Source organism: Streptomyces pluripotens (assembly GCF_000802245.2).
Classification (GTDB): Bacteria; Actinomycetota; Actinomycetes; order Streptomycetales; family Streptomycetaceae; genus Streptomyces; species Streptomyces pluripotens.
Genome location: NZ_CP021080.1, coordinates 1,847,219 through 1,870,688, shown reverse-complemented (window position 1 = coordinate 1,870,688; position 23,470 = coordinate 1,847,219). Strand labels below are relative to the sequence as shown.

Sequence of the window (23,470 nt, the reverse complement as noted above, 5' to 3'; positions counted from 1 at the left end):
ACGGGTCACCAGGGAGCGGGAGGCGGCGCCGTCAGCACCTCCGCCAGTCTCGACAGACGATCCCGGAAACCCCGTCGCACCCTCGGCGAGACCCCGCCTCCGTTCTCGCCCGCCGCCGCACTGACCAGGTGTTGCACGCTGTCCAGGTCCAGTTCCGCCCCCTGGGGCACAGCCAGTGTGTCGTGCGCCATCGCGGCGAGTTCGCCCCCGCCCGCGCCCAGCGCCAGCACCGTCACCCCGGCCCGCCGGGCACCGTGCACCCGCTCCAGCAGCGGCGCGGGTTCCTCGGGGGCCACGACCAGCAGGGTCTCACCGCGTCGTGCCGCCTCGATCCGTCCGGGCCCGACGGCCAGGTGCGCGGGATCGGAGGGACGCACGTGATGTCGCACGAGGGTCGGGGCCAGCTCGGGTGTGCCCGACCAGGCCGCCTCGTCCACCAGGTGCGCGGCCAGGTGCCAGGGCTCGTACTCGGGCGTGCCCACCAGCAGCAACCCGCCCCCGTGCGCCACCACCGACCCGCGGAGCACCTCCGCGAATCTGCGGGTGGCTCCCAGCCACTCGGTCCCGGCGAGCACTTCGCGCAGCAGCGCGACCCGTACGGCGTCCATGCGCCGCATCCTGCCGCAACCCGAAGCGCCTGAAGCGGAGTTCAGCGCCGATTCCCCCGACCTGGGGACAACGACCGCATCGCCGGTCCCGTGCTGACATCCGGCGCCGGCACGCGGTGGGGTGGGCCGGTGTGCTCCGGACGGCGGACGTAGAGTCGGGCCCATGACCTCTAGCGACAGTGCACAGAAGGCCCCCGCCAAGGACCCCTGGGACCTGCCCGACGTCTCCGGGTACGTCATCGGCGTACTGGGCGGCACCGGACCGCAGGGCAAGGGACTCGCTCTCCGGCTCGCCGAAGCCGGCCAGAAGGTGATCATCGGCTCGCGTGCCGCCGAACGTGCACGGGCTGCCGCCGAGGACCTGGGCAACGGCGTCGAGGGCGCCGACAACGCTGAGACCGCACGCCGCAGCGACATCGTGATCGTCGCCGTGCCCTGGGACGGCCATGGCGACACGCTCAGGTCCCTGCGTGCGGAACTGACCGGCAAGCTCGTCGTGGACTGCGTCAACCCGCTCGGTTTCGACAAGAAGGGCGCGTACGCGCTTCGGCCGGAGGAGGGCAGCGCCGCTGAGCAGGCCGCCGCCCTGCTGCCGGACTCCCGGGTCACGGCCGCCTTCCACCACCTGTCGGCCGTGCTGCTCCAGGACCCGGAGATCGAGCGGATCGACACCGATGTGATGGTGCTGGGCGAGGAGCGCGCCGACGTGGAGATCGTGCAGGCGCTGGCCGGGCGCATCCCCGGTATGCGCGGCGTTTTCGCGGGCCGACTCCGCAACGCCCACCAGGTCGAGTCGCTCGTCGCGAACCTGATCTCCGTCAACCGCCGGTACAAGGCCCACGCCGGGCTCCGCGTCACCGACGTGTGAGCCGCCCGGGCCGATGGGGGACACTGGTTGCCGAAGCAGTGTCCCCCGACAGGAGCCACCCGACATGCCCCGTATCGCCCTCTACACCCTCGCCGTCTGCCTGCTCGCCGTGGCCGCGGCCGTCGTCTCCTTCGCCCAGGGCAGTTGGCTGGGCATCGTCTGGGTGCTGCTGGCGGGGGTGTCGTCCAACATGACCTGGTACTACGTGAAGCGCGCGCGGGCTGCCGTCGGGCGCGACTCGGTCACTGGCTGAGGCAGTAGGGGTCGTTCTCCCGCCAGAAGCGGAACAGGTCGTAGCCGCAGTACGTCTGGCTCTCATCGATCCCCAGGCTGCTCAGGATCGAGTGGATCGCCTGGAAGAACACCTCGTTGACCGACGGCATCCACAGCAGCGCGAACACGAACAGCAGGCCGAACGGCGCGAACGGCTCCACCTGCCGCTTGACGTTGTACGACAGCCACGGCTCGATGACTCCGTAACCGTCCAGGCCCGGCACCGGCAGGAAGTTCAGGATCGCCGCCGTCACCTGCAGCAGCGCCAGGAACGCCAGCGCGTACCGGAAGTCGAGGGGCACACCGTCCACCGCGTGCAGCCAGAAAGGGGCGGTGCACACGGCGGCGAACAGCACGTTCGCCAGCGGGCCCGCCGCCGAGATCAGGCTGTGCCGCCAGCGGCCCCGGATGCGGTCCCGCTCGATGAACACCGCGCCACCCGGCAGTCCGATCCCGCCCATGATCACGAACACCACGGGGAGCACGATGCTCAGCACCGCGTGGGTGTACTTGAGCGGGTTTAGCGTGAGGTAGCCCTTGGCGCCGACCGTGATGTCCCCGCCGTGCAGGGCGGTGCGCGCGTGCGCGTACTCGTGCAGACAGAGGGAGATGATCCAGGCGGCGGTCACGAACAGGAACACCGCTATGCCCGGCTGCGCGGCGAACCCGGTCCAGGTGCCCCAGCCGGTCACCGCCGCCACGGCCGCGATCCCGACGAACACCGGACTGATACGCCGATCGCCGTGGCGGGTAGTCGCTGTGGTCATGGATGGGCTCCCTGCATGGACTCGAATGTGGGGTAGACCGTACAGGGCAGTCCCAGGAGAACCTATCGCAGGCGGTCGGGGACCCGTCCAGCCGTTTCCCGGCGACGTAGCCCCGCGGTGCCGGTGGCGGGCGTGGTGCCGGCACCGGTTCCTTCCGGTTCAGCCGCCTTTGGAGCGCTCCGGTGCCCGGGATGCTCACGCGCTCCCTGAAACCCGGAGGCGGAGCCCGACCGCTCCCGGAGACAATGGTCCCCGTGCGTTATCGGCTGCTCGGCACCACCGAGGCGATCCATCCCGACGGCACGGCCGTCCCGGTCGGCGGGGCGAGACTGCGTGCCCTGATGAGCGTGCTCGCGCTCCGTGCCGGCCGGACCGTGCCGGTGGGCGTACTGATCGACGAGGTGTGGGGTGCCGACCCGCCCGCCGACGCCGTCGGAGCGCTCCAAGCGCTCGTCGGCCGGCTGCGGCGGACCCTCGGCGCGGACACCGTCGCCTCCACCGGGGGCGGTTATCGGCTCACCGCCGCGCCCGACGACGTCGACCTCACCCGCTTCGACCGGCTGACCGGCGACGGCCTGCGCGCACTCGCCGACGGTGACCCGGCCAAGGCCGCCGCCCTCCTCGACGACGCCCTCGCCCTGTGGCGCGGCCCCGCCCTCGCCGACCTCCCCGGCCACACCGCGGAGGCAACCCGCTGGGAGACCCGTCACCTCGACGCCCTGCGCGCCCGGCACACAGCAGCCCTCGCCCTCGGACAGGCCGAGCGGTCGCTGCCCGAGCTGAGCGCCCTGTGCGACAGCCACCCGTTGGACGAGGCACTCCAGGTGCTGCGGCTGCGCGCCCTGCGCGACGCGGGCCGCCCGGCCCAGGCGCTCGCCGCCTACGACGGCGTACGACGACTGCTCGCCGCCCGGCTCGGCTCCGATCCTGGACCCGAACTGCAACACCTGCACGCCGAGTTGCTCAGTGCGGCGCCCGGAGGAACGGAGCCCGTGCCACGGACCGGCAATCTGCCGGCCCGGCTCACCTCCTTCGTCGGCCGGGAAACCGACATCAAGGTCATCGGTACCGATCTGGCGGGGGCCCGGTTGGTCACCCTGCTCGGGCCCGGGGGCGCCGGGAAGACCCGGCTGTCACAGGAGGCCGCCGAGGCGGTGCGGCACACCGTCCGGGACGGGGTGTGGTTCGTCGAACTGGCGCCGGTGAACGACCCGGGTGCCGTGCCGCAAGCCGTGCTCACGGCCATCGGTGCCCGTGAGACCGTGTTGCACGGCGCCGGCGTCGAGGGCATGCGTGCGGTCGCCGACCGGCACGGCGACCCCCTTGAGCGTCTCGTGGAACACTGCGCCCTGCGCCGGATGCTGATCATCCTCGACAACTGCGAGCACGTCGTCGGCGCTGCCGCCCGGCTCACCGGGCACCTGTTGGCCCATTGCCCGGGACTGACCGTCCTCGCCACCAGCCGCGAACCCCTCGGTGTGCCGGGGGAACGGGTGCGGCCGGTGGAGCCGCTGCCCGAGCCGGTCGCGCAGCGGCTGCTGGCCGACCGGGGCGCGGCGGCCCGGCCCGGATTCCGGGCCGAGGACGATCCCGAGGCGTGCGCAGAGATCTGCCGCCGACTCGACGGGCTGCCCCTCGCCATCGAACTCGCCGCCGCCCGCCTGCGGATGCTCACGCCTCGGCAGATCGCCGACCGGCTGGACGACCGCTTCCGGCTGCTCTCCTCCGGCAACCGCACCCTGCTGCCCCGCCAGCAGACCCTCAGGGCCGTCGTGGACTGGTCCTGGGACCTGCTGGACGGGGACGAACGCGACGTCCTCGCCCAGTTGTCGGTCTTCGCCGGAGGCTGCGACCTGGCCGCCGCCGAGGCCGTGTGCGGCCCGGTCGCGCTGGAAGCGCTCGGTTCACTGATCGACAAGTCCCTGGTGGTGGCCGCCCCCTCGACCGCGGGCGGGATGCGCTATCGGCTCCTGGAAACCGTCGGCGAGTACGCCGCCGAACGGCTCGACGAGACCGGGCTCCGCACCCGGGCCGAGCGCGCCCACCTGGGGTACTACCGTGAACTCGCCCGCACCACCGATCCGTTGCTTCGCGGCCCGAAGCAGCTCACCGCCATCGACCGGTTCCAGCGGGAGTACGAGAACCTGCGCACCGCCTTCCGGTACGCGGTCGTCCTGCGCGACGAACAGGAAGCACTGTGCTTGGTGCTGTCCATGCTGTGGTTCTGGCAGATGCGCGACCAGCGCGCCGAGACCCGCACCTGGTGCCAGGAGGTCGTGGAGCTCGGCCCCGATCCGTTCGCCGAACCGGTTCGCACCGCTGGCCCGGTACGGCAGCGCTGCACCGACACCGCGCCCCCGTACACCGGCGAGGTTCTCGCCGAGGCCCGGCGCGGTGTCCATCTGGCCCGTCTCGCCTGTATGGACGCCGAGCCGGACAACTGGCAGACGCCCGCGGCGAAGGCCAGGCTGCGCGCCGTCACCCGGGTGTACCGGCCCGGGCTGCCGCAGACCTGCCGGACTCCGGGCCTGCTGTGGTTCTTCGCCGTGTTGCTGACCGACGGAGCGGACCGGACGCGGACCGTCGTCGATGCCACCGTGCGGACCTGCCGGGACACCCCCGGCTTCGAGTGGGAGCTGGCCGGCGCCCTGCAACTGCGCGCCAACCTCCTCGCCAACCGTGCCGCCTGGGCCGGTGACGCCACTCGCGACGCCGACGAATCCCTGGAGATCTACCGCCGTCTGGGCGACGGCTGGGGCACCGCAGAGGCGCTGTCCGCCCGCGGCGAGGCCCGGGAACGCAAGGGCGTCTACGGCGCGGCAGCCGCCGACTACCAAGCCGCCATCGACCACGCCCGGCGCCTCGGGGCCCGTGTCCAGACGGCCGTGCTCACCGCCCGCCTCGGCGGCGTCCTCCTGGAGGAGGGAGACACCGAGCGCGGTGAGCGGCTACTCCGGGACGTCATCGCGAGCCAGGAGGGCTCGCTCAACGAGGCGATGCCCGCCGCCCGGCTCCTGCTCGCCTGCTGGCTCGGCCTGACCGAGCGCACCAGCGAGGCGCGCGAACAACTCCGGCTGATGCGTACGGAGTCCAAGGTTGCGCGCTTCGTCGTCTTCGACTCCATGCTCCTCTGCCAGGAGACCTGGCTGGACGCCCTCGACGGGCGCTTCGAAGACGCGCAGTCCCGAGCGCGCGGGGCGTTGCGGCTGGCCGTGGAACCGTTGTCCCAGAGCGTCGCCCCGCACCTGCACTCCATCTGCCTCACCGCCGCTGCGATGGCCCTCGCCTGCGCCGACGGAGGCGCCCGGGCCGCCGACGCCGCGCGCTGCTTGGGCGCCGCCGACGCCCTGCTGCCACCCGGCCATGTCCTCTCCGGCGTGGAACGCCGGATGCACGCCATGGCCGAGGCCCGGATCCGCGAGCACCTCGGCGGACGGGTGTTCGAGGTGGGGTACGCCGAGGGCGGCGGCCTCTCCCTCGCGGAGGCCGTCGCCCTGGTCTGACCGGCGGCGGCGTCGATCGGCCGGTGATCGTCAGCTCTTGGTCCGGAACTTGTGGATGGCGACCGGCCCCATGACCGCCGTGATGCCCGCCGACCAGGCCAGCGTCACCCAGAGCGGATGCGCGACCGGGCCCCCGAGCATCATCCCGCGCGCCGCGTCCGCGAGCGTGGACAGCGGGTTGTAGTCGGTGAAGCGCTGCAGCCAGCTCGGCATGGACGTGGGCGGTGCGAAGATCGAGGACCCGAACTGCAGCGGGAACAGCACCAGGAAGCCCATCGCCTGCACGGACTGGGCGTTCTTCAGTGTCACGCCCAGGGTGAGGAACACCCACATGACCGAGGAGGCGAACAGCGCCGACAGCCCCACGGTCGCGAACAGGCCGGCCCAGTGGGAGATGTGGAAGCCGACCAGGACGGCGACGACCATCAGCACCACCGTCGCGAAGAGCATCCGCGCCAGCTCCACCGCGATCTTCGCGAACAGTACCGAGCCGCGCCCGATCGGCAGCGACCGGAACCGGTCCATCACACCGCTGTTGAAATCCTGGCTGAACCCGGTGCCGACGCCTTGGGACAGGGTCATGCTCATCATCGCCAGCATGCCCGGGATGACGTACTGCACGTACTGCTCCTGACCGCCGCCCAGGGCCTGCCCGATCGAGCCGCCGAAGACGAAGATGAACAGGAGCGTGAACACGATCGGCATCAGCAGCACGTCGGCCATCGACTCCGGGTCCTGGCGGATCCAGAGCAGGTTGCGCCGGATGAGTGCCCCGGTGTGACGCAGGTGGCCACGCAGGGGGATGCGCGCGTCGGCCGAGGACGCGCCGGGGACTGCGGTGTGCGGGGTGACGGTGGTGGCGCTCATGCGGCGACCTCCTCGCGCGGGTGGGCGGACGTGGCGTTCTGCGGGGCTCCGGCGCGGTGTCCGGTGAGGGAGAGGAACACCTCGTCCAGGCTGGGCAGTTCGGTGGAGATGGAGGAGAGCGTGATGCCGCGAGCGGTGACCGCGCCGACCACCGCGGTCAGCTGTTCGTCGCTGAGGATGGGCACCAGCAGGGTGCCGGTCTCGGTGTCCACGCTCGTGCTCGCCAGGCCGGTGATGCCCAGCTCGTCCAACAGTGCGGCGAGTGGGCGCAGCTCCGTCGGGTCGACCGGTCGCACCCGCAGGGTGCGGCCACCGACGCGGGCCTTCAGGTCCTCGGTCTCGCCGGTGGCGATGACCTTGCCGTGGTCCACCACTGTCAGCTCGGAGGCGAGTTGTTCGGCCTCCTCCATGTACTGGGTGGTGAGCAGCACGGTGACCCCGTCCCCGACCATGGCCTTCACCTCGTCCCACACCTCGTTGCGGGTACGGGGGTCGAGGCCGGTCGTCGGCTCGTCCAGGTACAGCACGGTGGGCCGGCCGATCATCGAGGCGGCGAGGTCGAGGCGCCGCCGCATTCCACCGGAGTAGGTGCCCGCCGGGCGCCTGGCCGCCTCGGTGAGCGAGAACCGTTCCAGCAGTTCGTCGGCGCGGGCCCGGGCGTCCCTGCGGGACAGGTCCAGCAGCCGCCCGATCAGGTACAGGTTCTCCCAGCCCGGCAGCTTCTCGTCCACCGAGGCGTACTGGCCGGTGAGCCCGATGACCCGGCGCAACTGCCGGGGCTGCCGCACGACGTCGTACCCGGCCACGGTGGCCTGTCCGGCGTCCGGGGGGATCAGGGTGGACAGAATCCGTACGAGGGTGGTTTTCCCGGCGCCGTTCGGTCCGAGCACACCCATCACGGTGCCCTCGTGCACATCCAGGTCGACACCGTCCAGTGCCTTGGTCTCGCCGTAGTGCTTGGCCAGTCCCCGTACCTTCACGGCGAGGCGCCCGCCGGAGGGGTTGTCGTCGATTCGCGTCATGGGAACGACGGTGTCAGAGCGCACCGACAAACCACCGACAGGTCACCGACAGCACATCTGTAGCCGCCGACAGCGCACCTGCAGGCGCCGGCTGCGCACGGGTGGGCACTGGCGGGCCCGCTGACCGGACCGCGGGTGGCCGGCCTGGAAAGGTCGGGGAGAGCCCGGGAAGGCCGGGGAGAGCTCAGGGGGAGGCAGGGGAGGTCGGGGAGAGCCGCCCAAGGGGGGCCGGGAAGGTCGGGGAAAGGGGCAGCCCCGCCGACGGGGGAAGATCGACGGGGCTGCCACGGTGTTTCCGGGGTGGCTCAGTGGACGGAGTGCTCCTCCAGCGGGAAGTTCCCGCCGACGACGTCCTCCGCGAACTCCTTCACCGCGTTGCCCATGACCGCACGCAGGTCGGCGTACTTCTTGACGAACTTCGGCACCCGCCCGCTCGTCAGCCCCAGCATGTCCGTCCACACCAGCACCTGGGCGTCCGTCTGCGGACCGGCGCCGATACCGACGGTCGGGATGTGCAGCACCCGCGTCACCTCGGCGGCCAGCTCCGCCGGTACCAGCTCCAGCACGACCGCGAACGCACCCGCGTCCTGCACGGCCTTCGCGTCCCGCAGCAGCTGCGCCGCAGCCTCCTCGCCCCGCCCCTGCACGCGGTAGCCCATCGCGTTGACGGACTGCGGGGTCAGGCCGATGTGGGCCATCACCGGGATGCCGGACTCCACCAGCAGCCGGATCTGCTCGTGCGAACGCTCACCGCCTTCCAACTTGACCGCGCCGACCCCGGCTTCCTTCACCAGCCGGCTCGCCGAGCGCAGTGCCTGCACCGGGCCCTCCTGGTAGGAGCCGAAGGGGAGGTCGCCCACGATCAGGGCGCGCTGCGTGCCGCGTACGACCGCGGCGGACAGCATGGTCATCTCGTCGAGGGTGACGGGCACGGTCGACTCGTACCCGAGGTGGCAGTTGCCCGCCGAGTCGCCGACGAGGATCACCGGGATGCCGGCGTCGTCGAAGACGGACGCGGTCATCGCGTCGTAGGCGGTGAGCATGGGCCACTTCTCGCCCCGCTCTTTGGCGAGGGCGATGTCGCGGACGGTGATGCGGCGGGTGCTCTTCCCCCCGTACAGCGCCTTGCTGCCGTCGGAAGGCCTGTTCTGAACAGTCTGGGCAGCCGGAAGCTGCGTCATGGCAACGGCTCCTTCAGTCATCTCGAGGCACCCTGACGGCGTCCCCGGATCGTCTCCATGGTGGCACCTCGTGCCAGTCAGGGCCAGGGGGACCCCGTGATCCCTCCGGCAGTTCCTCTGTGGCCGCTGTGTAAGGCCTCGGCAAAGTAATTCAGATACGAGACGGTTCCGTATTGAAATGGTCTTAGGCTCGGATGCATGACAAGTACCGTCCCTGCCCCCCGGATACCGGAAGCGGTGCACCGGCGCCGCTGGGCAATCCTCGGTGTGCTGATGCTGAGCCTGCTCATCGTGGTGCTCGACAACTCGATCCTGAACGTTGCCATCAAGACCATCGCCACGCCGGCGCCGACCGGCCTCGGCGCCAGCCAGAGCGAGATCGAGTGGGCGATCAACGCCTACACCCTCGTCTTCGCCGGTTTGCTCTTCACCTCCGGCCTGGTCGGCGACCGCGTGGGCCGCAAGAAGGTCCTGCTCGGCGGCATCGCCGTGTTCGGCATCGGCTCGGCGCTCGCCGCCGAGTCGGGTTCCCCGGGCCAGCTGATCGCCTTCCGTGCCCTGATGGCCCTCGGTGCGGCCTTCGTGATGCCCGCCACCCTCGCCGTGCTGATGAACGTCTTCGAGCGCGACGAACAGCCCAAGGCCATCGGTATCTGGGCCGGCGGTGTCGGCCTCGCCATCGCCATCGGCCCGATTACCGGCGGTGCGCTCCTCGACCACTTCTGGTGGGGCTCGGTCTTCTTCGTCAACGTGCCGATCGTGATCATCGCGCTCGTCCTCATGCTCTGGCTGGTGCCCGACTCCCGCGACCCACGTCCCGGCCGGCTGGACCCCGTCGGCGTGGTTCTCTCCGTCGTCGGCCTGGTGCTGCTCGTCTACGGCATCATCAAGGGCGGTGAGCTGGCCGACTTCACGGACGCGAAGGTGCTGGCGTCCATCGTCGCCGGTCTCGCCGTCCTGGTCGCCTTCGTCGTCTTCGAGAAGCGCAGTGACCACCCGTCGCTGGACGTCACCTACTTCAAGAACAAGGTCTTCTCGGCTGCGATGGGCGCCATAGCGCTGGTCTTCTTCGCCCTGATGGGGGTGACGTTCTTCGGAGTCTTCTACACCCAGAGCGTGCGCGGTTACACGCCGCTGCAGTCCGGCCTGCTGATGCTGCCGCTGGCCGTCGCCCAGATGATCTTCGCGCCACGCGCCCGGCTGCTGGTCGAGCGGTTCGGGAACAAGGCCACCACCACCGCCGGCCTGCTGCTGGTCGCGACGACGCTGGCCGCGTTCGCCACCTTCGAGGCCGACACGCCGATCTGGCTACTGGAGGTCGTCTTCTTCCTCATGGGCACCGGCATGGCACACATCATGACCCCGACCTCGGTCGTCATCATGCAGGCGCTGCCGCGCGAGAAGGCCGGCTCCGCCTCCGCGCTCAGCAACACCTTCCGTCAGGTCGGCGGCGCCTTCGGCATCGCCGTCCTCGGCTCGGTGCTCGCCACCGCGTACCGCAACGGCATCGAGGGCAAACTCGGTCTGCTGCCGCCCGGGCTGCGCGAGAGGGCCGGCGGCTCGATCGAGGCCACCCTCGGCGTCGTCGAGAAGCTCGGACCCAAGGGACAGGCCCTGATCACCCCTGCCAACAACGCGTTCTTGCACGCCATGCACGTCACCGCCCTGTGCGGTATGGGGGTCGCGTTGGTCGGTGCCGTGGTCACGGCCCTATTCCTGCCGGGCAAGCCGCCGGCCGGTCAGCACGACTCAGAGGAAGCGCAATTGGTCGTCGCCGCGGACTGACATCGCGGCGAGAGCCGAACGGGGGGAGGAGGTTGCTGCGGGACAATTCCCGCAGCACAGTGAGAGGACGGACGAGTGAGCCTAGCCGACAGCCGGCCGCGACCGGACGGACCCGCGCGGGGACGACCGCGCAGCGAGGCCGTGGAACGCGCCATCCTGGAAGGCGTGATGAAGCTCCTGGAGGAGGGCGTGCCCCTCGCCGAGCTGTCCATCGAGCGCGTCGCGCGCACGGCCGGCGTCGGCAAGGCCACCATCTACCGCCGGTGGAGCGGCAAGGAGGAACTGTTCGTCGACGTCATACGCGCCGCCGAACCCCCGGACCCCGAACTCCCCGGCACCTCCCTGCGTGACGACCTCGTCGCCCTGCTGGAGTCCATGCGCCAACGGGGTCTCGTCAGCCGCTCGTCGCTGATCCTGCACGATGTCTACGCCCAGATGAAGTCCAGTCCCAAGGTCTGGGCGGCCTACCACGCCGCCGTCATCGTGCCACGCCGCGTCCTCGCCTTTGACGTCTTGCGTCGCGCGCAGCAGAACGGAGAGCTGCGGCCGGACGTGGACCTGGAACTGGCCAACGACATGTTCGTCGGCCCGATGCTCGTCCGCTCCGTCATGCGCCCGGAAGTGGACCTGCCCGAGGGGCTGGCGGAACAGATCGTCGACATGGTTCTGGAAGGCCTACGGCCCGTCAGGTCGACAGCCTCGTAGCGCGCATGTGCGCGTTCCGTTACAGACTCCGCCGTTCCGGGGGCAACCGGAACTCGCGACCCCGTCCTGTTCGTCCTCATCTTCCGTACGGCCGTCATGGGGCGGCAGGAACGGAACCGTTCATCCCCTAGGGTCGAAAGAGCACGGGGGGACGAACGATGTGCACGGCAGGCAGTGAGGCAGGCGGTATGGCGCAGCAGGCGTACGTCACGCAGACGGACAACGGCGGCTCGGAGCCCGAGCGACCGGAATCCCGACTCCGGAGCCTGGCGCACCGCCTGTTGGACGGTTGGCGTGGCGACCCACGGATCTGGCGCCGGGGCATCGTCCTCGCCGTCCTGGCGCTGCTGCTCGCCCTGGTGATGCTGCTGCACGCACACGTCCCGAACGGGGTGGGCAACCTGGGCAGTCTCACCGAGACCTTCCTGCCGTGGCTGGGCCTGGCCGTCCCGGTGCTGCTGCTCCTGGCCCTCATCCGCAAGTCGGCCACCGCGCTCATCGCCGTGCTGCTCCCGGCGATCGTGTGGCTGAACCTCTTCGGCGGACTACTCACCGACAGGACGGGCAGTGGCGGGGACCTCATGGTGGCCACCCACAACGTCAACGCGGGAAATCCCGACCCCGCCGCGACCGCCACCGACGTGGCCTCCTCCGGCGCCGACGTACTGGCCCTGGAGGAGATGCCCGCCTCCGCGGTACCCGTCTACGCGAAGGCGCTCGCGCCGACGTACAAGTACCACGCGGTGGTCGGCACGGTCGGCCTGTGGAGCAAGTACCCGATGGCGGACGTCCGAGCCGTCGACATCAAACTCGGATGGAAGCGCGCGATGCGCGCCACCGTCACCACCCCGCAGGGTCCGATCGCGGTCTACGTCGCCCACCTCCCCTCGGTGCGGGTGAAGATCGAGGCCGGATTCACGGCCAGGCAGCGGGACAAGAGCGCCGATGCGCTCGGTGAGGCCATTGCTGGTGAGGCCCTCAAGCGGGTCGTCCTGCTCGGTGACCTCAACGGCACGATGAACGACCGGTCGCTCAACGCCGTCACCTCCCAGTTGCGCTCCACACAGGGGGCGGCGGGCAGTGGTTTCGGGTTCAGCTGGCCGGCCTCGTTCCCGATGGCCCGGATCGACCAGATCATGGTCAGGGGTGTTGAGCCGGTGAGTTCCTGGACGCTGCCGCGCACCAACAGCGACCATCTGCCGGTGGCGGCGCGAGTGAAACTGGACACATCCTCGTGACCAGCCCCGGCCGGTTCGCCAGAACCTCCCGGACGACGCCCCTGCGGTGAACGGCCCGGGGCCGTCCGGAGGCAGGGCGCGGGCGGTACGAGTGCGGTACGACTTTGGCGCGGGGCATCAGTGACCCCCTCATTCCCCGCCGCATCACGCGGGGCGGTCTGCCTTGCCGGAGACGGCGGCGCGGAAGAGCGGGCAGCGGCCGCGGGTGGGACGGGACAGCAGCCTCCCCACGCCGCTGAGGCGGCGACCGCGTCTCATGTCTCTGCGGTGTAGTCTCCGCCTTCGCGCGCCGCGTTCTGCGGCCACACGACATCCACCGGCAGTCCGGCCTGCCTGGCTTGGAGGACGGTGTCCGCAGTACCGCCTTCCTTGCCGGAGGGCGGAACGCCGTCCCAGATGGCGACGAGACCGTCAGCGCGCTGGAGCAGTGTGCGGTTGGCGTCCTCGTATGCCGAGCGGTTCGCGGTGTCGTGGGCCAGGACCACGACTTCTGCTGCTGCCCCAGTGAGCCGGTCGAAGGTGTCGGCGTGGTCGGGCTTGACCTTGTTCTGCCGGTAGTCCTGCGAGGGGATGACCGCGATCGGCCGGCCGCCGAGTTCCAAGACGGTCTCGGCGAACAGCAAGTCGGAGCCTTGCGCGATGCACGAGACACCGATCAGGTCGCCACCAGCGACGTAGGGCTTCAAATGCCCCTCTCAGGCGTCGCGCAGTAGCCGACCTGGCTCGGGGGACAGGGACTGCTCGGCGTCACCCGACTTGCTCACACGCTGATCCGCGTTGCTGCGGCGAGGCACAACCTCCGTAGTCGCGCCAGTGAAGCCGTAGGCTGCCGGAGTGATTGAGACCGTTGTGTTCGACGTGGGCGAGACCATCACCCGTGACGATCGGTACTGGGCATCCTGGGCTGACTGGCTTGAGGTACCCCGGCATACCTTGTCGGCGCTCGTGGGGGCGATTGTCGCGCGCGGTCAGGACAATGCCGAAGCTCTACGGCTGCTTCGGCCCGGGATCGACCTGGCAGCCGAGTACCAGGCCCGCGAGGAAGCTGGGCGTGGCGAATTCCTGGATTCGACCGACATCTACGATGACGTGCGCCCGTCCCTCGCCGCGCTGCGGGAGATCGGAGTGCGTGTGGTCGTCGCCGGCAACCAGACTGCGCGTGCCGGCGAATTGCTTCGCAACCTGGAGTTGCCGGCCGATCTCATCGCGACGTCGGCGGAGTGGGGTGTGGCCAAGCCGGATCCCGGGTTCTTCCAGCGAGTCGTCGATGTGGCGCAGGCCCCTGCTCAGTGTGTGGTGTACGTGGGGGACCATCCGGCGAACGATGTGTTCCCCGCGAAGGAGGCCGGGCTGAGGGTGGCTCACGTTCGGCGGGGGCCTTGGGGGCATCTGTGGGCGGATGATCCGCAGGTTGCTGCTGCGGCGGACTGGCGGATTGACAGCCTCGGCGAGTTGCCCGCCCTCGTCCAGTGGTGAGGTGTGCGCATGGTCCTGCATCTGGGGTGAGATGAGGGCTTCGCGTATCGGTTTCGAGGTGGCGCGGGTACCGTTCGAAGCGTTTCCGGACTGGAGTGGACATGTCCTCACCTAGTGGCGGAGTTGGCGCTCGGATTGCCTACTACAGAAGCGTCATGCGCCCCAAGCTGACGCAGCGGCAGCTTGCTGAGGCGGCGTGCGTGGCGCTGGGCACTATTCGCAAGATTGAGCGCGGTGAACGCGGAGTCACGGATGCGACTCTCGACGCTATCGCGGACGCGCTCGGTGTTGACCCGGCCCGGTTGCGCACAGACCGAGCCCCGGTACACACCCGTGTTCACGACGCTCTCCCTGCGCTGTCGGCCGCGATCGCCGCGTACGACATGCCCGAGGACGGGCCTGTCCGGCCCCTGGACGAGTTACAGGAAGCCGTCGAGTCAGCTGCAGAGCGCAGGCTCGCAGCCCAGTACACCCAGATTGCCCTGGAGCTGCCTGACTTGATCACCGAGTTGGCGCGCGCGTATCAGGTGGCGCCGCCCGATGAGTGGGCGGCAGTCGTAGGCTTCCTTGTCAGCGCCTGCCGCTCCGCCGACGCCGTAGCGTACAAATTCGGCGCGCGCGACCTGTCGGCCCGTCTCATCGACGTCATGCGGTGGGCTGCCCCTGCTGCTGTCGATCCCGTCCTCTCTGCCTCCGTCGCCTATGTCCGAACGGAGACGTTTTTCGCGGCCCGCGCCTACAGCTCAGGCCTCAAGGCTCTGCACCAGGCACTGGACGCGGCGCCAGCACCTGACAGGCCCTCGGAGATCGCGGCTCGTGGCTCGCTGCATATGAGGGCCGCGGTCATCGCCGGTCGAGCCCGTGACACGTCGACGGCAATGAACCACCTGAACGAGGCCCGTACGCTGGGCGACCGTGTCAGTGAAGACGTGTACTGCGGAACCGCTTTCGGACCGGACTCTGTGCGCGCCCACGAAATGTCCGTGGCCGTGAGTCTCGGAGACGAGCACGTCAGCCGGGCGCTGAAAGTCGCTGAGGAATGGAAGCCGCCCAAGGCTCTACCGGCTGAACGCCGCAGTGGTTTCTACATCGAGTTGGCGCGTGCACAGCTGTGGTCGGGTCTTGCCGATGACGCGTTCGAGTCGTTGAAGGTGGCGCGGAACATTGCCCCCCAGCACACGCGTGAGCATCCCTGGGTGCGCGAGGACGCGGCCACGCTGCGCCGGTTGAAGCGCGCCGACTCCGAGTCGCTGTCGAGTTTCGCCGAATGGTGCGCAGCTACCTGAGGTAGCCCTACGACTACCCCTCGCAGGGGTACTTGTGGGGTATGCGCGCCGTCATTATCTGTTGCACGCACAGAAGTTAGCAGCAGAAGGACGGGACATATGCCGGATGCGCTCCCGCTCGCGCCCCTGGTCGTCAAGGAGCGCGTGAGCGTCGTCCGATTGCATGGCGAGGCCTGTTTCTACTGCGGGGTTGTGAACAAGTCCCTGCGCGCTGCCGGAGAAGTTCTGGTTCTTGGCGGCACGCGCGTGTGGCAGTTCGTCACGTGCGGGTGCCAGAACACCGTTGGCGTGACCGGCAGCTACCGACAAGACCCCCGCGACCGTGCGACCGGTCCGGGGGCGTGGCCAACCTGAGAGAGCAGGTCGACATGACGAACGGTACAACCCAACCTGCCGCCCGCACACGGGCGCCTGGGATGACGTTGCGGGTCTACACGGTGGACCGCTACGGCACCGTTACCCGGGACCGGGGCACGCTCACCATCATCCCCGGGAACCAGCCGGTCCTGCTGCTGCTGAGTACCGCGTTCCCGCCGTGCGACTGCCTGGGCTGCCGGGCCGGACGGGCGGTGCGCCGGTGAACACCACGATGAACCACGACAGCGCAACAGTCCCGGTGGACATCGAGACGGCGCGGGCGATCGTACGCCTCCTGCTCGGCCCGGACGACGCCCCCGAGTTACTGCCGCCGGCCCCCAGCGAAGTGGGCACGCTCACCACGCTGCTGCGCGGCCAGCTGGCGTTGCTGATCCCCGAGGTCGAGGCGAAGGCCTCGCGACTGTCGAAGCAGAGCATCCCGCGGTACTGCGCACTCGCCTGCATCGGCGAGGCGGTTCGGAAGCTACGACTGGGGGACGGCGACACACCGGCCGTCCGCGTGGCCGTGGCACGGAAGTTGGCCCGTTCCGCGAAGGCCCTGTGCGACCACTACGACAAGCTCGATGGCGGAGCAGCTTCGCAGAGCAAGTCCCGGTGAAGGCGGTCGTCGGCCTGCTCGCGTACGTGGCGGCCGTGACCGGCCCGGTCCTCGCCCTGGTGCTGGCGCGGACCTCGCACTGACGCACCCCCATGGCGACCGCAGGGTCAGGGTCGCACTCCCACAAGCCCCCGCCGCGCAGCGGTCCGCAAGCCGCGGCACGGTGTCGAGCGTGGCAGCATAGGCCACCCATGTCGAGCCTCTGGGGCTGGCGGATGATCTTGTGGTCAGAAGTCCTACCAGCGGTTTCTTCCTTGACGCACGATGCGCGGGCCACTATGGCCGAGATGTCGATAACGACCACCTTCGTCAGTACACCGTCCATGGTGCTTCGCTCGTTCCGGGCCTGTGCCCGGAACGGGTACATCCAGCGCGTGGCCATCACCATCGGGCTTATGACAACCGGGGCTGCTGCGGTGGCCGCAGGGCTCGTGGCAGTGCCCGACGCTGTCCCGATCGGTGCGGCACTGGCGCTCTGCGGCGGGGGATTCTTCCTACTGCGCGAGCGTTCTGTCCGGCGGCAACTCGCGACCCATCTGAAGGGGGCCCGGGAGGTCACCGTCACCATGACGGACACGGAGTACCGCACTCACGGCCCGGACCGGGCCACCTCGCGGACGTGGACGACGTTTCGGAGCATGCCGCGTGTCGGCGGCTTCTGGGTACTGTGTGTGTCCCCGCAGATGGCCATGGGCCTGCCCGTTGGGGCACTGGACGAACAGCAGACAGTCGCCTTCCTCGAACTGCTCCAGGAAAAAGGGGCTCTACACAGTCGTGGCGCCCTGAGACGGCCGTCAGGGGGCCAGTGGGGCCGTCAGGCCGGGACCGGCCCCACAGCTACGCTGATCGGTGCAGTACACGTGAGTGCGAACGGGGGAAACCGTGAACCGACCGCTGCTGTTCCTCGATGTGGACGGGCCACTCAACCCTTACGCGGCCAAGCCGGAGAGGCGTCCTGACGGCTACACCACACTCAGAGTTCCCCGGAACGGTACCCATGAGGACGATAGGGGCCTATCGGCCCGACGACGCCCCTTGCGTGTCTGGCTGAACCCAGGGCACGGACGGATCCTGCTCCAGCTCGGCTTCGAGCTGTGCTGGGCCACCACATGGATGGACGACGCCAATCGGTGGATCGCACCGGTCCTCGGCCTTCCGGATCTTCCCTTCGTCGACTTCGGCAACGTCCTACTCCAAGAACGCCCTGATGGAGTCCACTGGAAGACCGAGCCACTGGTGGATTATGCGTGCGGCCGTCCTTTCGCCTGGGTGGACGACGAGCAGAGTGAACGTGATCAGTCATACGTGACCGCTCACCATCAAGGGCCCGGGTTTCTGCACCACGTCAACCCGCGGGTCGGTCTACGGGAGAGCGACTTCCGCACGCTCGCTGACTTCGCCAGTTCCCTGGACACCCCGCGAGCCACCGGCTGAGTACTTCGCGAGCTCTTCAGGTTGCTCCGCACTCGGCACCAAGATCTTTACAAGACAGCCCTTGAGTCGTCTACCCACTCCGGATGGCAGCCAAGCGGTTCCGGGACAAGAGCGCCGATGCGCTCGGTGAGGCCATTGCCGGTGAGGCCCTCAAGCGGGTCGTCCTGCTCGGTGACCTCAACGGCACGATGAACGACCGGTCGCTCAACGCCGTCACCTCCCAGTTGCGCTCCACACAGGGGGCGGCGGGCAGTGGTTTCGGGTTCAGCTGGCCGGCCTCGTTCCCGATGGCCCGGATCGACCAGATCATGGTCAGGGGTGTTGAGCCGGTGAGTTCCTGGACGCTGCCGCGCACCAACAGCGACCATCTGCCGGTGGCGGCGCGAGTGAAACTGGACACATCCTCGTGACCAGCCCCGGAATGTCGGGTTCTAGGGAGAGTTTGTTCCGTAGTTGAACATATGCTGGAGGGGACTCCGCTCCCGTCCCTGAAAGGCACAGGCCCTTCATGCCCCTGGCCCTGCTCGCCCTTGCCGTGGGCGCCTTCGGCATCGGCACGACCGAGTTCGTGATGATGGGCCTGCTGCCCGACATCGCGGACGACCTGCACATCTCGATCCCCGCCGCCGGGCACCTGGTCTCGGCGTACGCGCTGGGGGTCGTCATCGGCGCCCCGCTGCTGGCTGCCGCGACGGCCCGGATGCCCCGTCGGACCGTCCTCATCGCCCTGATGGCCCTGTTCGTCGTGGGCAACGCGCTGTCAGCGCTCGCCCCCGGCGACGGCTCGTTGCTGGCCGCTCGCTTCCTCAGCGGACTGCCGCACGGCGCGTTCTTCGGCGTGGGCGCGGTCGTCGCCACGACGACGGTTCCCCCGGAGCGCAAGGCCCGCTCGGTGTCCCTCATGTTCCTCGGTCTGACCGTCGCCAACATCGCGGGCGTCCCCGCCGCCACACTGATGGGACAGCACTTCGGCTGGCGGGCCACGTTCCTCGGGGTGAGCGCAATCGGCCTGGCGGCGATGGCCTCGCTGGCCCTGCTCGTCCCGCACGACCGAGCCCACGCTCGCTCGGGCGGTCTACGCGGCGAGCTGGCGGCCCTGAAGTCCCTGCCGGTCTGGCTGGCCCTCGGCACGACGGTGGCGGGCTTCGGCGCGCTCTTCGCGGCCTACAGCTATGTCACCCCGATGCTGACGGACTCGGCCGGCTTCGCCGGAGCCGATGTGACGCTGCTGCTGGCCCTGTTCGGCGTCGGGGCCACGGTGGGTAACCTGCTCGGCGGCCGGCTGGCGGACCACTCGCTGCGCGGCACGCTCTTCGGCGGGCTGACCTCGCTGGCGGCCGTGCTGGTGCTGTTCCCGGTCCTGATGCGCGCCGGATGGAGCGCGGCCCTTGCCGTGACGCTCCTCGGCATGGCGGCCTTCGTCGCCGGTTCCCCGCTTCAGTTGATGGTCATGGAGAAGGCCTCGGCCGCCCCCTCCTTGGCCTCCTCCGCCAATCAAGCGGCCTTCAACCTCGCCAACGCCGGCGGTGCCTGGATCGGGGGGCTGGCCCTTGCCGCGGGTTTCGGGGTCACGTCCCCCGCGCTCGCCGGGGCGGCCCTGGCGGTACTGGGCGTAGGCGTGGCGAGCGTGGCCTACGCGGTGGACCGCCGTCGGCAGGCACCGTCCACGGGACGGGGAGCGCGGCTGGTCGCGTCCCGCAAGCCCGAGCGGTCCAGTGCACTGCACCACGACGCCAGCGGGGGCGTGGGATCCGCAGGACCCCACGCCCCCGCCCGCTAGGCGCCTCGGCGATGTGGTGCTTCAGTACCTCAGTACCTCAGTACCTCAGTACCTCAGTACCTCAGCGCCTCAGCGGCACGGTGCTTCAGTGCCTCAGTGCTTGTGGTGGCGCCGGTACGACTGCACGTAGCCCTTCGCGGGCGAGCCCACGCCGGTCACGTCGTCGTAGCCCTTCACCGCGGACAGCGAGCTGTCCTTGCCCAGGCTGCGGACCGAGGTCAGCAGGCCGTTGCTGGCGTTGAGGCCGTTGGCGAAGTCGACCCGCACCACGGCGAGTCCGGAGCCCGTGGGGTTGTCCGTGACGTCGTGGTACATCTTCGTGCCGTAGCGCTTGTAGATCGCCGGGTTGGCGAAGCCGAGCGCCTTGCCACCGTGCGCCTGCTGGGCCAGAGCCTGCACGGCCGCGATCACCGGGGCGGCCAGCGAGGTGCCGCCGATCCGGTACTCGCTGTAGCGCTGGGACCCGTCAGGGAAGGTCTGGGTCTGACCCACCAGCATGCCGGTCTGCGGGTCGGCGATGGCCGCGATGTCCGGGACGACGCGGTTGCCGGCGGCGTTGTTGGCCTTGGCGAGCGAGTCCGGGACGATGCCCTTCTGGTAGTAGGGCTGGGCCACGGTCTTGCTGGTGCCGCCGCCCGCGCCGTAGACGTAGCCGCCGGGGAAGCCGGTCCAGCTCTTGCCGTCGGCCGACAGGGTCGCCTTCTCGGTGCCCCAGCCGGTCTCCCACATGTACTTGTTGTGCTTGCCGACGGCCAGCGAGGTGCCGCCGACCGCGGTCACCCACGCCGAGTTGGCCGGGGTGTCGACCTGCTTCGTACCGGTGTTGGCGACCTCGTCGCCGTTGTCACCAGAGGAGAAGTAGAAGCCGATGCCCTGCACGGCGCCCATCTGGAAGACCTGGTCGTACGCGGCGGCGAGGTCCGGCGTCTGGTTGCCCTCGATGTCGCCCCAGGAGTTGGAGACGATGTCGGCCAGGTGCTTGTCGACGATCTTGCTGAGCGAGTCGAGCAGGTCGTCGTCGTAGCAGGACGCGGCGCCGACGTAGGTGACGTCGGCCTTCGGGGCGACGGCGTGCACGGCCTCGACGTCGAGGGTCTCCTCGCCGTACCAGCCGGCCGCGCCGCACTCCTTGGTCCTCGTGAAGTTCTTCGGCAGCACCTGGTGCAGCTGGCTGGTCTTCCAGCGCGCGTCGTGGTGCTTCTTCGCGTACATGGCCGCGTCGAAGGCGATGGTCGGCGAGGCGTAGGCGTCCGTGATGGCGACACGGACGTGCTTGCCGGTGTACTTGCCGGCGCCGTAGGCGGCGCGCAGCTGCTTGCCGGTGTAGCCCTTGACCGCGTACGGGACCTTCTGGCCGTAGGCGTCCGGCAGCGTGGTCGCGACGTTCGAGCCGTAGTACGTGGAGAACGGCCCGGCGTTCTTGAACACGCCGTCCGGGGGCGGCAGCTGGTCGTCGTGGTTCGCCTTGTGCGGGGCGTTGTCCAGGCCGGTGACGGTCAGCACGGCGTCCCGCAGGGCGGCCGGCACCGACGCGGTCTTCACCGGGGCGCGGTAGGTCTTCGAGCCCTTGGCGAAGTTGTGCATCTGGGTGCCGAAGGCCTTCTCGGCGGCGGCCACGTCACCGGAGACGGCGACGTAGTGCGCAGTGACCTTGGTGACGTGCAGTCCGGACGACTTCAGCCAGGACTTGACGGCGGCCACCTGGGCCTTGGTGGCCCCGAAGCGGGCCTGTGCCTTCTTGGCGCTCAGGTACTTGCCGTACTGCGGCGAGGCCGGGTCGGACACGGCCTGGGCGTAGGCGGCGAGTCCAGCCTTGTCGCGGCCGGCCAGGTAGACCCGAGCCTTGACTTGGGCCTTGTTCGAGGTGGAGCCCTTATCCGCCTTGGCAGTGGCCCACATGGGCTTGGTGCCCTTGATCGTGTTGCGGGCCGGGCTGTCCGCGGCGTGTGCTGCGGGTATGCCCAGCGCCAGAGCGCCAGCGATCATCGGCAGTGTCGCTGCCATGCTCACACCGGCGCGCATCTTGGCGCGGTTGGATCTCATAAAACCCCCTGCGATGCGGTTCGCATGCATGTAGTGGTCGGTACGTCACGCATCCGCGCGCCGGCCAGCGGCGGTATGGACCGGCGAATGGATCACACGATGGGGGCCACTCTTTCGATGATCTGTTCATGCCAGGGGAAGCTGTGGGTCAAGAGAAACCCAAGGAACCGTCACGTGGCGTGTGGGGAGGGCGATTTGAGGGGTTCGTCGTTACGGCAGTGTTACGAAATGGGTTGCGCGCCCCGTTCCTTGAGCATCCCGGCCATCAACTCGATCTCCGACCGCTGCGCCTCCACCATGCCCTGCGCGAGCCGCTTCTCCGCCTCCACCTCGCACGTGGCGACACACCCCTCGGCCATGTGGACGCCGCCCTTGTGATGGGCCGTCATCAACTGAAGGTAGAGGATCTCCGCCTGCTTCCCGCTGAGTGAACGGAGCTTGTCCAGATCCGTGTGGGTCGCCATGCCCGGCATCAGCGCGCCGTCCTTGCCGGTGGCTGCGTCCCCCATGCCCATCCAGGACATCGGCGGCTCGGCCGACACCTTGGGTACCCCCCAGAGGTCCAACCAGCCCAGCATCATGCCGCGCTGGTTGGCCTGGGTTTGCGCGATGTCGTAGGCCAGCCCCCGCACTTCGCGGTTCTCCGTGCGGTCCCGGATGATGTACGACATCTCGACGGCCTGTTGGTGGTGCACGGCCATGTCCCGTGCGAACCCGGCATCGGCCGACCGCGTGTCAGGCGTCCGCGTGCTCGGTCCGCCGGAGTCCTCGACAGCTGTGTATGCGATCGCACCGCCGGTCACGAGCAGCGCTGCCGCGGCCCCAACCGCCCACCCGGTGTGCCGCCGCCTCACTTCATCTCACCGGCGCTGCACGGCGCGCCCGGCTCGGGAGTCTGCGCACCCTGCACATAGGCGGCGAAGAACCTGTCCACCTCGGGGTCGGTCGCGCTCTTCACCGAAACCTGGCGGCCCCACGCCGAGAGGACCAGTGGGCCGGCCTGGTTCTCGTACGGGCTCATCATCGAATACGGCGTCCGCCGCACCTTCGCCGCGAGGGCGTCGACGTCGGCCTTCTGCGCCTTGCTGGTGTAGGTGACCCAGACCGCGCCGTGCTCCAGTGAGTGCACCGCGTTCTCGTCCCGCAACGGCTTGGTGTAAACGGTCCCGTTGCAGTCGGCCCACACCGGGTTGTGGTTGCCGCCGACCGGCGGGTGCATCGGATACGACACCTTGGTCGTGACGTGGTTCCGGGAAAGCTTGCCCGACCAGGTGCGCACACCGTCCTTTCCGGTGACGAAATGGCCGGAGTCCCCCGAGTCTCCGGGACTCCCCGGGGCCTTCGCGTCGCTGGCGGTGTCCTTGCTGTTCGAGCTGTTCGAGCTGTTCGAGTCGTTTGGCCGCGAGCCCAGCAGGACGACTCCGCCGGCGACGAGGCCGACGACGGCCACCGCGCTCGCGGCGATGATGAGCACCCGGTTGCGACGCCTGCGGGCACGCTCGGCGCGGCGCATCTCCTCGATGTGCGCCGTACGCGCTGCGGAGCGGCTGTTCTCGGCGGAACCCATGGGGTGTCCTTCCGGCGAAAGGGAGGCCAATGGCAAGGGGGAGCCCGCTGATCGTAGCGGGGACGCGGTTCCCTCCTGCCGGGAGGGCGCG

The 23,470-nt window shown here is 69.6% G+C and carries 21 protein-coding genes and 1 pseudogene; 13 read left to right on the top strand and 9 right to left on the bottom strand.

Going from position 1 to position 23,470, the window contains the following annotated elements; genetic code table 11:
* Positions 1–5 precede the first annotated feature (5 nt).
* Positions 6–608 (bottom strand): hypothetical protein, encoded by a 603-nt coding sequence (locus tag LK06_RS08260; RefSeq protein WP_039657521.1) that lies wholly within the window; start codon positions 606–608, stop codon positions 6–8.
* Positions 609–771: 163 nt separating this feature from the next.
* Between LK06_RS08260 and npdG the strand changes: the two genes are divergently transcribed.
* Positions 772–1,476: an NADPH-dependent F420 reductase gene (gene npdG / locus LK06_RS08255; protein ID WP_039657523.1), complete on the top strand. Its 705-nt coding sequence runs from the start codon at positions 772–774 to the stop codon at positions 1,474–1,476.
* Positions 1,477–1,540: 64 nt separating this feature from the next.
* Positions 1,541–1,729, top strand: a complete 189-nt coding sequence (locus tag LK06_RS08250) for a hypothetical protein (RefSeq protein WP_039657525.1) — start codon at positions 1,541–1,543, stop codon at positions 1,727–1,729.
* Here the strand turns inward: LK06_RS08250 and LK06_RS08245 are convergent.
* Complete coding sequence (locus tag LK06_RS08245; RefSeq protein WP_039657526.1) at positions 1,719–2,516, bottom strand: site-2 protease family protein; 798 nt, start codon at positions 2,514–2,516, stop codon at positions 1,719–1,721. The two genes, LK06_RS08250 and LK06_RS08245, sit on opposite strands and share 11 nt — an antisense overlap.
* Positions 2,517–2,761: 245 nt before the next feature.
* Between LK06_RS08245 and LK06_RS08240 the strand changes: the two genes are divergently transcribed.
* Positions 2,762–6,019 (top strand): AfsR/SARP family transcriptional regulator, encoded by a 3,258-nt coding sequence (locus LK06_RS08240; protein WP_043433398.1) that lies wholly within the window; start codon positions 2,762–2,764, stop codon positions 6,017–6,019.
* A 30-nt stretch (positions 6,020–6,049) separates the two neighbouring features.
* Here LK06_RS08240 and LK06_RS08235 read toward each other — a convergent pair whose 3' ends face one another.
* The 3 genes from LK06_RS08235 to panB all read right to left on the bottom strand — a co-directional run bounded on the left by LK06_RS08235 (position 6,050) and on the right by panB (position 9,089).
* Positions 6,050–6,886, bottom strand: coding sequence for an ABC transporter permease (locus LK06_RS08235; RefSeq protein ID WP_039657531.1), 837 nt, complete (start codon positions 6,884–6,886; stop codon positions 6,050–6,052).
* A complete protein-coding gene (locus LK06_RS08230; protein WP_039657548.1) occupies positions 6,883–7,908 on the bottom strand; it encodes an ATP-binding cassette domain-containing protein in 1,026 nt (341 codons plus the stop codon). Before LK06_RS08230 ends, LK06_RS08235 begins: the two co-directional genes overlap by 4 nt.
* A 305-nt stretch (positions 7,909–8,213) precedes the next feature.
* A complete protein-coding gene (panB, locus tag LK06_RS08225) occupies positions 8,214–9,089 on the bottom strand; it encodes a 3-methyl-2-oxobutanoate hydroxymethyltransferase (RefSeq protein WP_039657533.1) in 876 nt (291 codons plus the stop codon).
* Positions 9,090–9,287: 198 nt separating this feature from the next.
* Here panB and LK06_RS08220 point away from each other — a divergent pair, with 198 nt between their 5' ends.
* From LK06_RS08220 to LK06_RS08210, 3 genes are all read left to right on the top strand, one after another.
* On the top strand, positions 9,288–10,874 hold the full coding sequence (locus tag LK06_RS08220) for an MFS transporter (RefSeq protein WP_174673828.1): 1,587 nt from the start codon (positions 9,288–9,290) through the stop codon (positions 10,872–10,874).
* A gap of 75 nt (positions 10,875–10,949) precedes the next feature.
* Positions 10,950–11,579 (top strand): TetR/AcrR family transcriptional regulator, encoded by a 630-nt coding sequence (locus LK06_RS08215; RefSeq protein WP_174673827.1) that lies wholly within the window; start codon positions 10,950–10,952, stop codon positions 11,577–11,579.
* A gap of 188 nt (positions 11,580–11,767) precedes the next feature.
* Positions 11,768–12,817, top strand: coding sequence for an endonuclease/exonuclease/phosphatase family protein (locus LK06_RS08210; protein ID WP_043406790.1), 1,050 nt, complete (start codon positions 11,768–11,770; stop codon positions 12,815–12,817).
* A 254-nt stretch (positions 12,818–13,071) separates the two neighbouring features.
* On the opposite strand, the gene LK06_RS08205 is transcribed toward LK06_RS08210, so the two are convergent.
* Complete coding sequence (locus LK06_RS08205) at positions 13,072–13,503, bottom strand: hypothetical protein (protein ID WP_234367377.1); 432 nt, start codon at positions 13,501–13,503, stop codon at positions 13,072–13,074.
* A gap of 148 nt (positions 13,504–13,651) precedes the next feature.
* On the opposite strand from LK06_RS08205, the gene LK06_RS08200 reads away from it, so the two are divergent.
* The 7 genes and pseudogenes from LK06_RS08200 (at position 13,652) to LK06_RS08170 (ending at position 19,769) form a co-directional block, all read left to right on the top strand.
* Positions 13,652–14,293, top strand: a complete 642-nt coding sequence (locus LK06_RS08200) for an HAD family hydrolase (RefSeq protein ID WP_174673826.1) — start codon at positions 13,652–13,654, stop codon at positions 14,291–14,293.
* A 155-nt stretch (positions 14,294–14,448) separates the two neighbouring features.
* The gene (locus tag LK06_RS08195; protein WP_234367376.1) at positions 14,449–15,579 is read left to right on the top strand and encodes a helix-turn-helix domain-containing protein; all 1,131 of its coding nucleotides are present in this window, start codon (positions 14,449–14,451) and stop codon (positions 15,577–15,579) included.
* Between the two features lie 368 nt (positions 15,580–15,947).
* Positions 15,948–16,160, top strand: coding sequence for a hypothetical protein (locus LK06_RS33065; protein WP_159025285.1), 213 nt, complete (start codon positions 15,948–15,950; stop codon positions 16,158–16,160).
* Positions 16,157–16,555: a DUF6415 family natural product biosynthesis protein gene (locus LK06_RS08185; RefSeq protein WP_234367316.1), complete on the top strand. Its 399-nt coding sequence runs from the start codon at positions 16,157–16,159 to the stop codon at positions 16,553–16,555. Before LK06_RS33065 ends, LK06_RS08185 begins: the two co-directional genes overlap by 4 nt.
* A gap of 882 nt (positions 16,556–17,437) precedes the next feature.
* Complete coding sequence (locus LK06_RS08180; RefSeq protein ID WP_039658391.1) at positions 17,438–17,989, top strand: hypothetical protein; 552 nt, start codon at positions 17,438–17,440, stop codon at positions 17,987–17,989.
* Positions 17,990–18,090: 101 nt separating this feature from the next.
* Positions 18,091–18,399: pseudogene (locus LK06_RS08175) on the top strand (endonuclease/exonuclease/phosphatase family protein); the annotation flags it as partial.
* A gap of 98 nt (positions 18,400–18,497) precedes the next feature.
* Positions 18,498–19,769 carry an MFS transporter gene (locus LK06_RS08170; RefSeq protein WP_052270120.1) on the top strand — a complete coding sequence of 424 codons (1,272 nt, stop codon included), beginning with the start codon at positions 18,498–18,500 and terminating at the stop codon, positions 19,767–19,769.
* Positions 19,770–19,862: 93 nt separating this feature from the next.
* Here the strand turns inward: LK06_RS08170 and LK06_RS08165 are convergent, their stop codons facing one another.
* The 3 genes from LK06_RS08165 to LK06_RS08155 all read right to left on the bottom strand — a co-directional run bounded on the left by LK06_RS08165 (position 19,863) and on the right by LK06_RS08155 (position 23,379).
* Complete coding sequence (locus LK06_RS08165) at positions 19,863–21,812, bottom strand: S53 family peptidase (protein WP_039655017.1); 1,950 nt, start codon at positions 21,810–21,812, stop codon at positions 19,863–19,865.
* A 221-nt stretch (positions 21,813–22,033) separates the two neighbouring features.
* Complete coding sequence (locus tag LK06_RS08160) at positions 22,034–22,666, bottom strand: DUF305 domain-containing protein (protein ID WP_043434965.1); 633 nt, start codon at positions 22,664–22,666, stop codon at positions 22,034–22,036.
* Positions 22,663–23,379 (bottom strand): thioredoxin-like domain-containing protein, encoded by a 717-nt coding sequence (locus LK06_RS08155; protein ID WP_039655015.1) that lies wholly within the window; start codon positions 23,377–23,379, stop codon positions 22,663–22,665. The genes LK06_RS08160 and LK06_RS08155 overlap by 4 nt, the downstream gene beginning before the upstream one ends.
* Positions 23,380–23,470 lie beyond the last annotated feature (91 nt).

Excerpts from the sequence above, each read along its gene's own strand:
- LK06_RS08260 (WP_039657521.1), bottom strand. The coding sequence starts at position 608 with ATGGACGCCGTACGGGTCGCGCTGCTGCGCGAAGTGCTCGCCGGGACC.
- npdG (WP_039657523.1), top strand. The coding sequence starts at position 772 with ATGACCTCTAGCGACAGTGCACAGAAGGCCCCCGCCAAGGACCCCTGG.
- LK06_RS08250 (WP_039657525.1), top strand. The coding sequence starts at position 1,541 with ATGCCCCGTATCGCCCTCTACACCCTCGCCGTCTGCCTGCTCGCCGTG.
- LK06_RS08245 (WP_039657526.1), bottom strand. The coding sequence starts at position 2,516 with ATGACCACAGCGACTACCCGCCACGGCGATCGGCGTATCAGTCCGGTG.
- LK06_RS08240 (WP_043433398.1), top strand. The coding sequence starts at position 2,762 with ATGGTCCCCGTGCGTTATCGGCTGCTCGGCACCACCGAGGCGATCCAT.
- LK06_RS08235 (WP_039657531.1), bottom strand. The coding sequence starts at position 6,886 with ATGAGCGCCACCACCGTCACCCCGCACACCGCAGTCCCCGGCGCGTCC.
- LK06_RS08230 (WP_039657548.1), bottom strand. The coding sequence starts at position 7,908 with ATGACGCGAATCGACGACAACCCCTCCGGCGGGCGCCTCGCCGTGAAG.
- panB (WP_039657533.1), bottom strand. The coding sequence starts at position 9,089 with ATGACGCAGCTTCCGGCTGCCCAGACTGTTCAGAACAGGCCTTCCGAC.
- LK06_RS08220 (WP_174673828.1), top strand. The coding sequence starts at position 9,288 with ATGACAAGTACCGTCCCTGCCCCCCGGATACCGGAAGCGGTGCACCGG.
- LK06_RS08210 (WP_043406790.1), top strand. The coding sequence starts at position 11,768 with ATGGCGCAGCAGGCGTACGTCACGCAGACGGACAACGGCGGCTCGGAG.
- LK06_RS08195 (WP_234367376.1), top strand. The coding sequence starts at position 14,449 with ATGCGCCCCAAGCTGACGCAGCGGCAGCTTGCTGAGGCGGCGTGCGTG.
- LK06_RS33065 (WP_159025285.1), top strand. The coding sequence starts at position 15,948 with ATGACGAACGGTACAACCCAACCTGCCGCCCGCACACGGGCGCCTGGG.
- LK06_RS08170 (WP_052270120.1), top strand. The coding sequence starts at position 18,498 with ATGCCCCTGGCCCTGCTCGCCCTTGCCGTGGGCGCCTTCGGCATCGGC.
- LK06_RS08165 (WP_039655017.1), bottom strand. The coding sequence starts at position 21,812 with ATGAGATCCAACCGCGCCAAGATGCGCGCCGGTGTGAGCATGGCAGCG.
- LK06_RS08155 (WP_039655015.1), bottom strand. The coding sequence starts at position 23,379 with ATGGGTTCCGCCGAGAACAGCCGCTCCGCAGCGCGTACGGCGCACATC.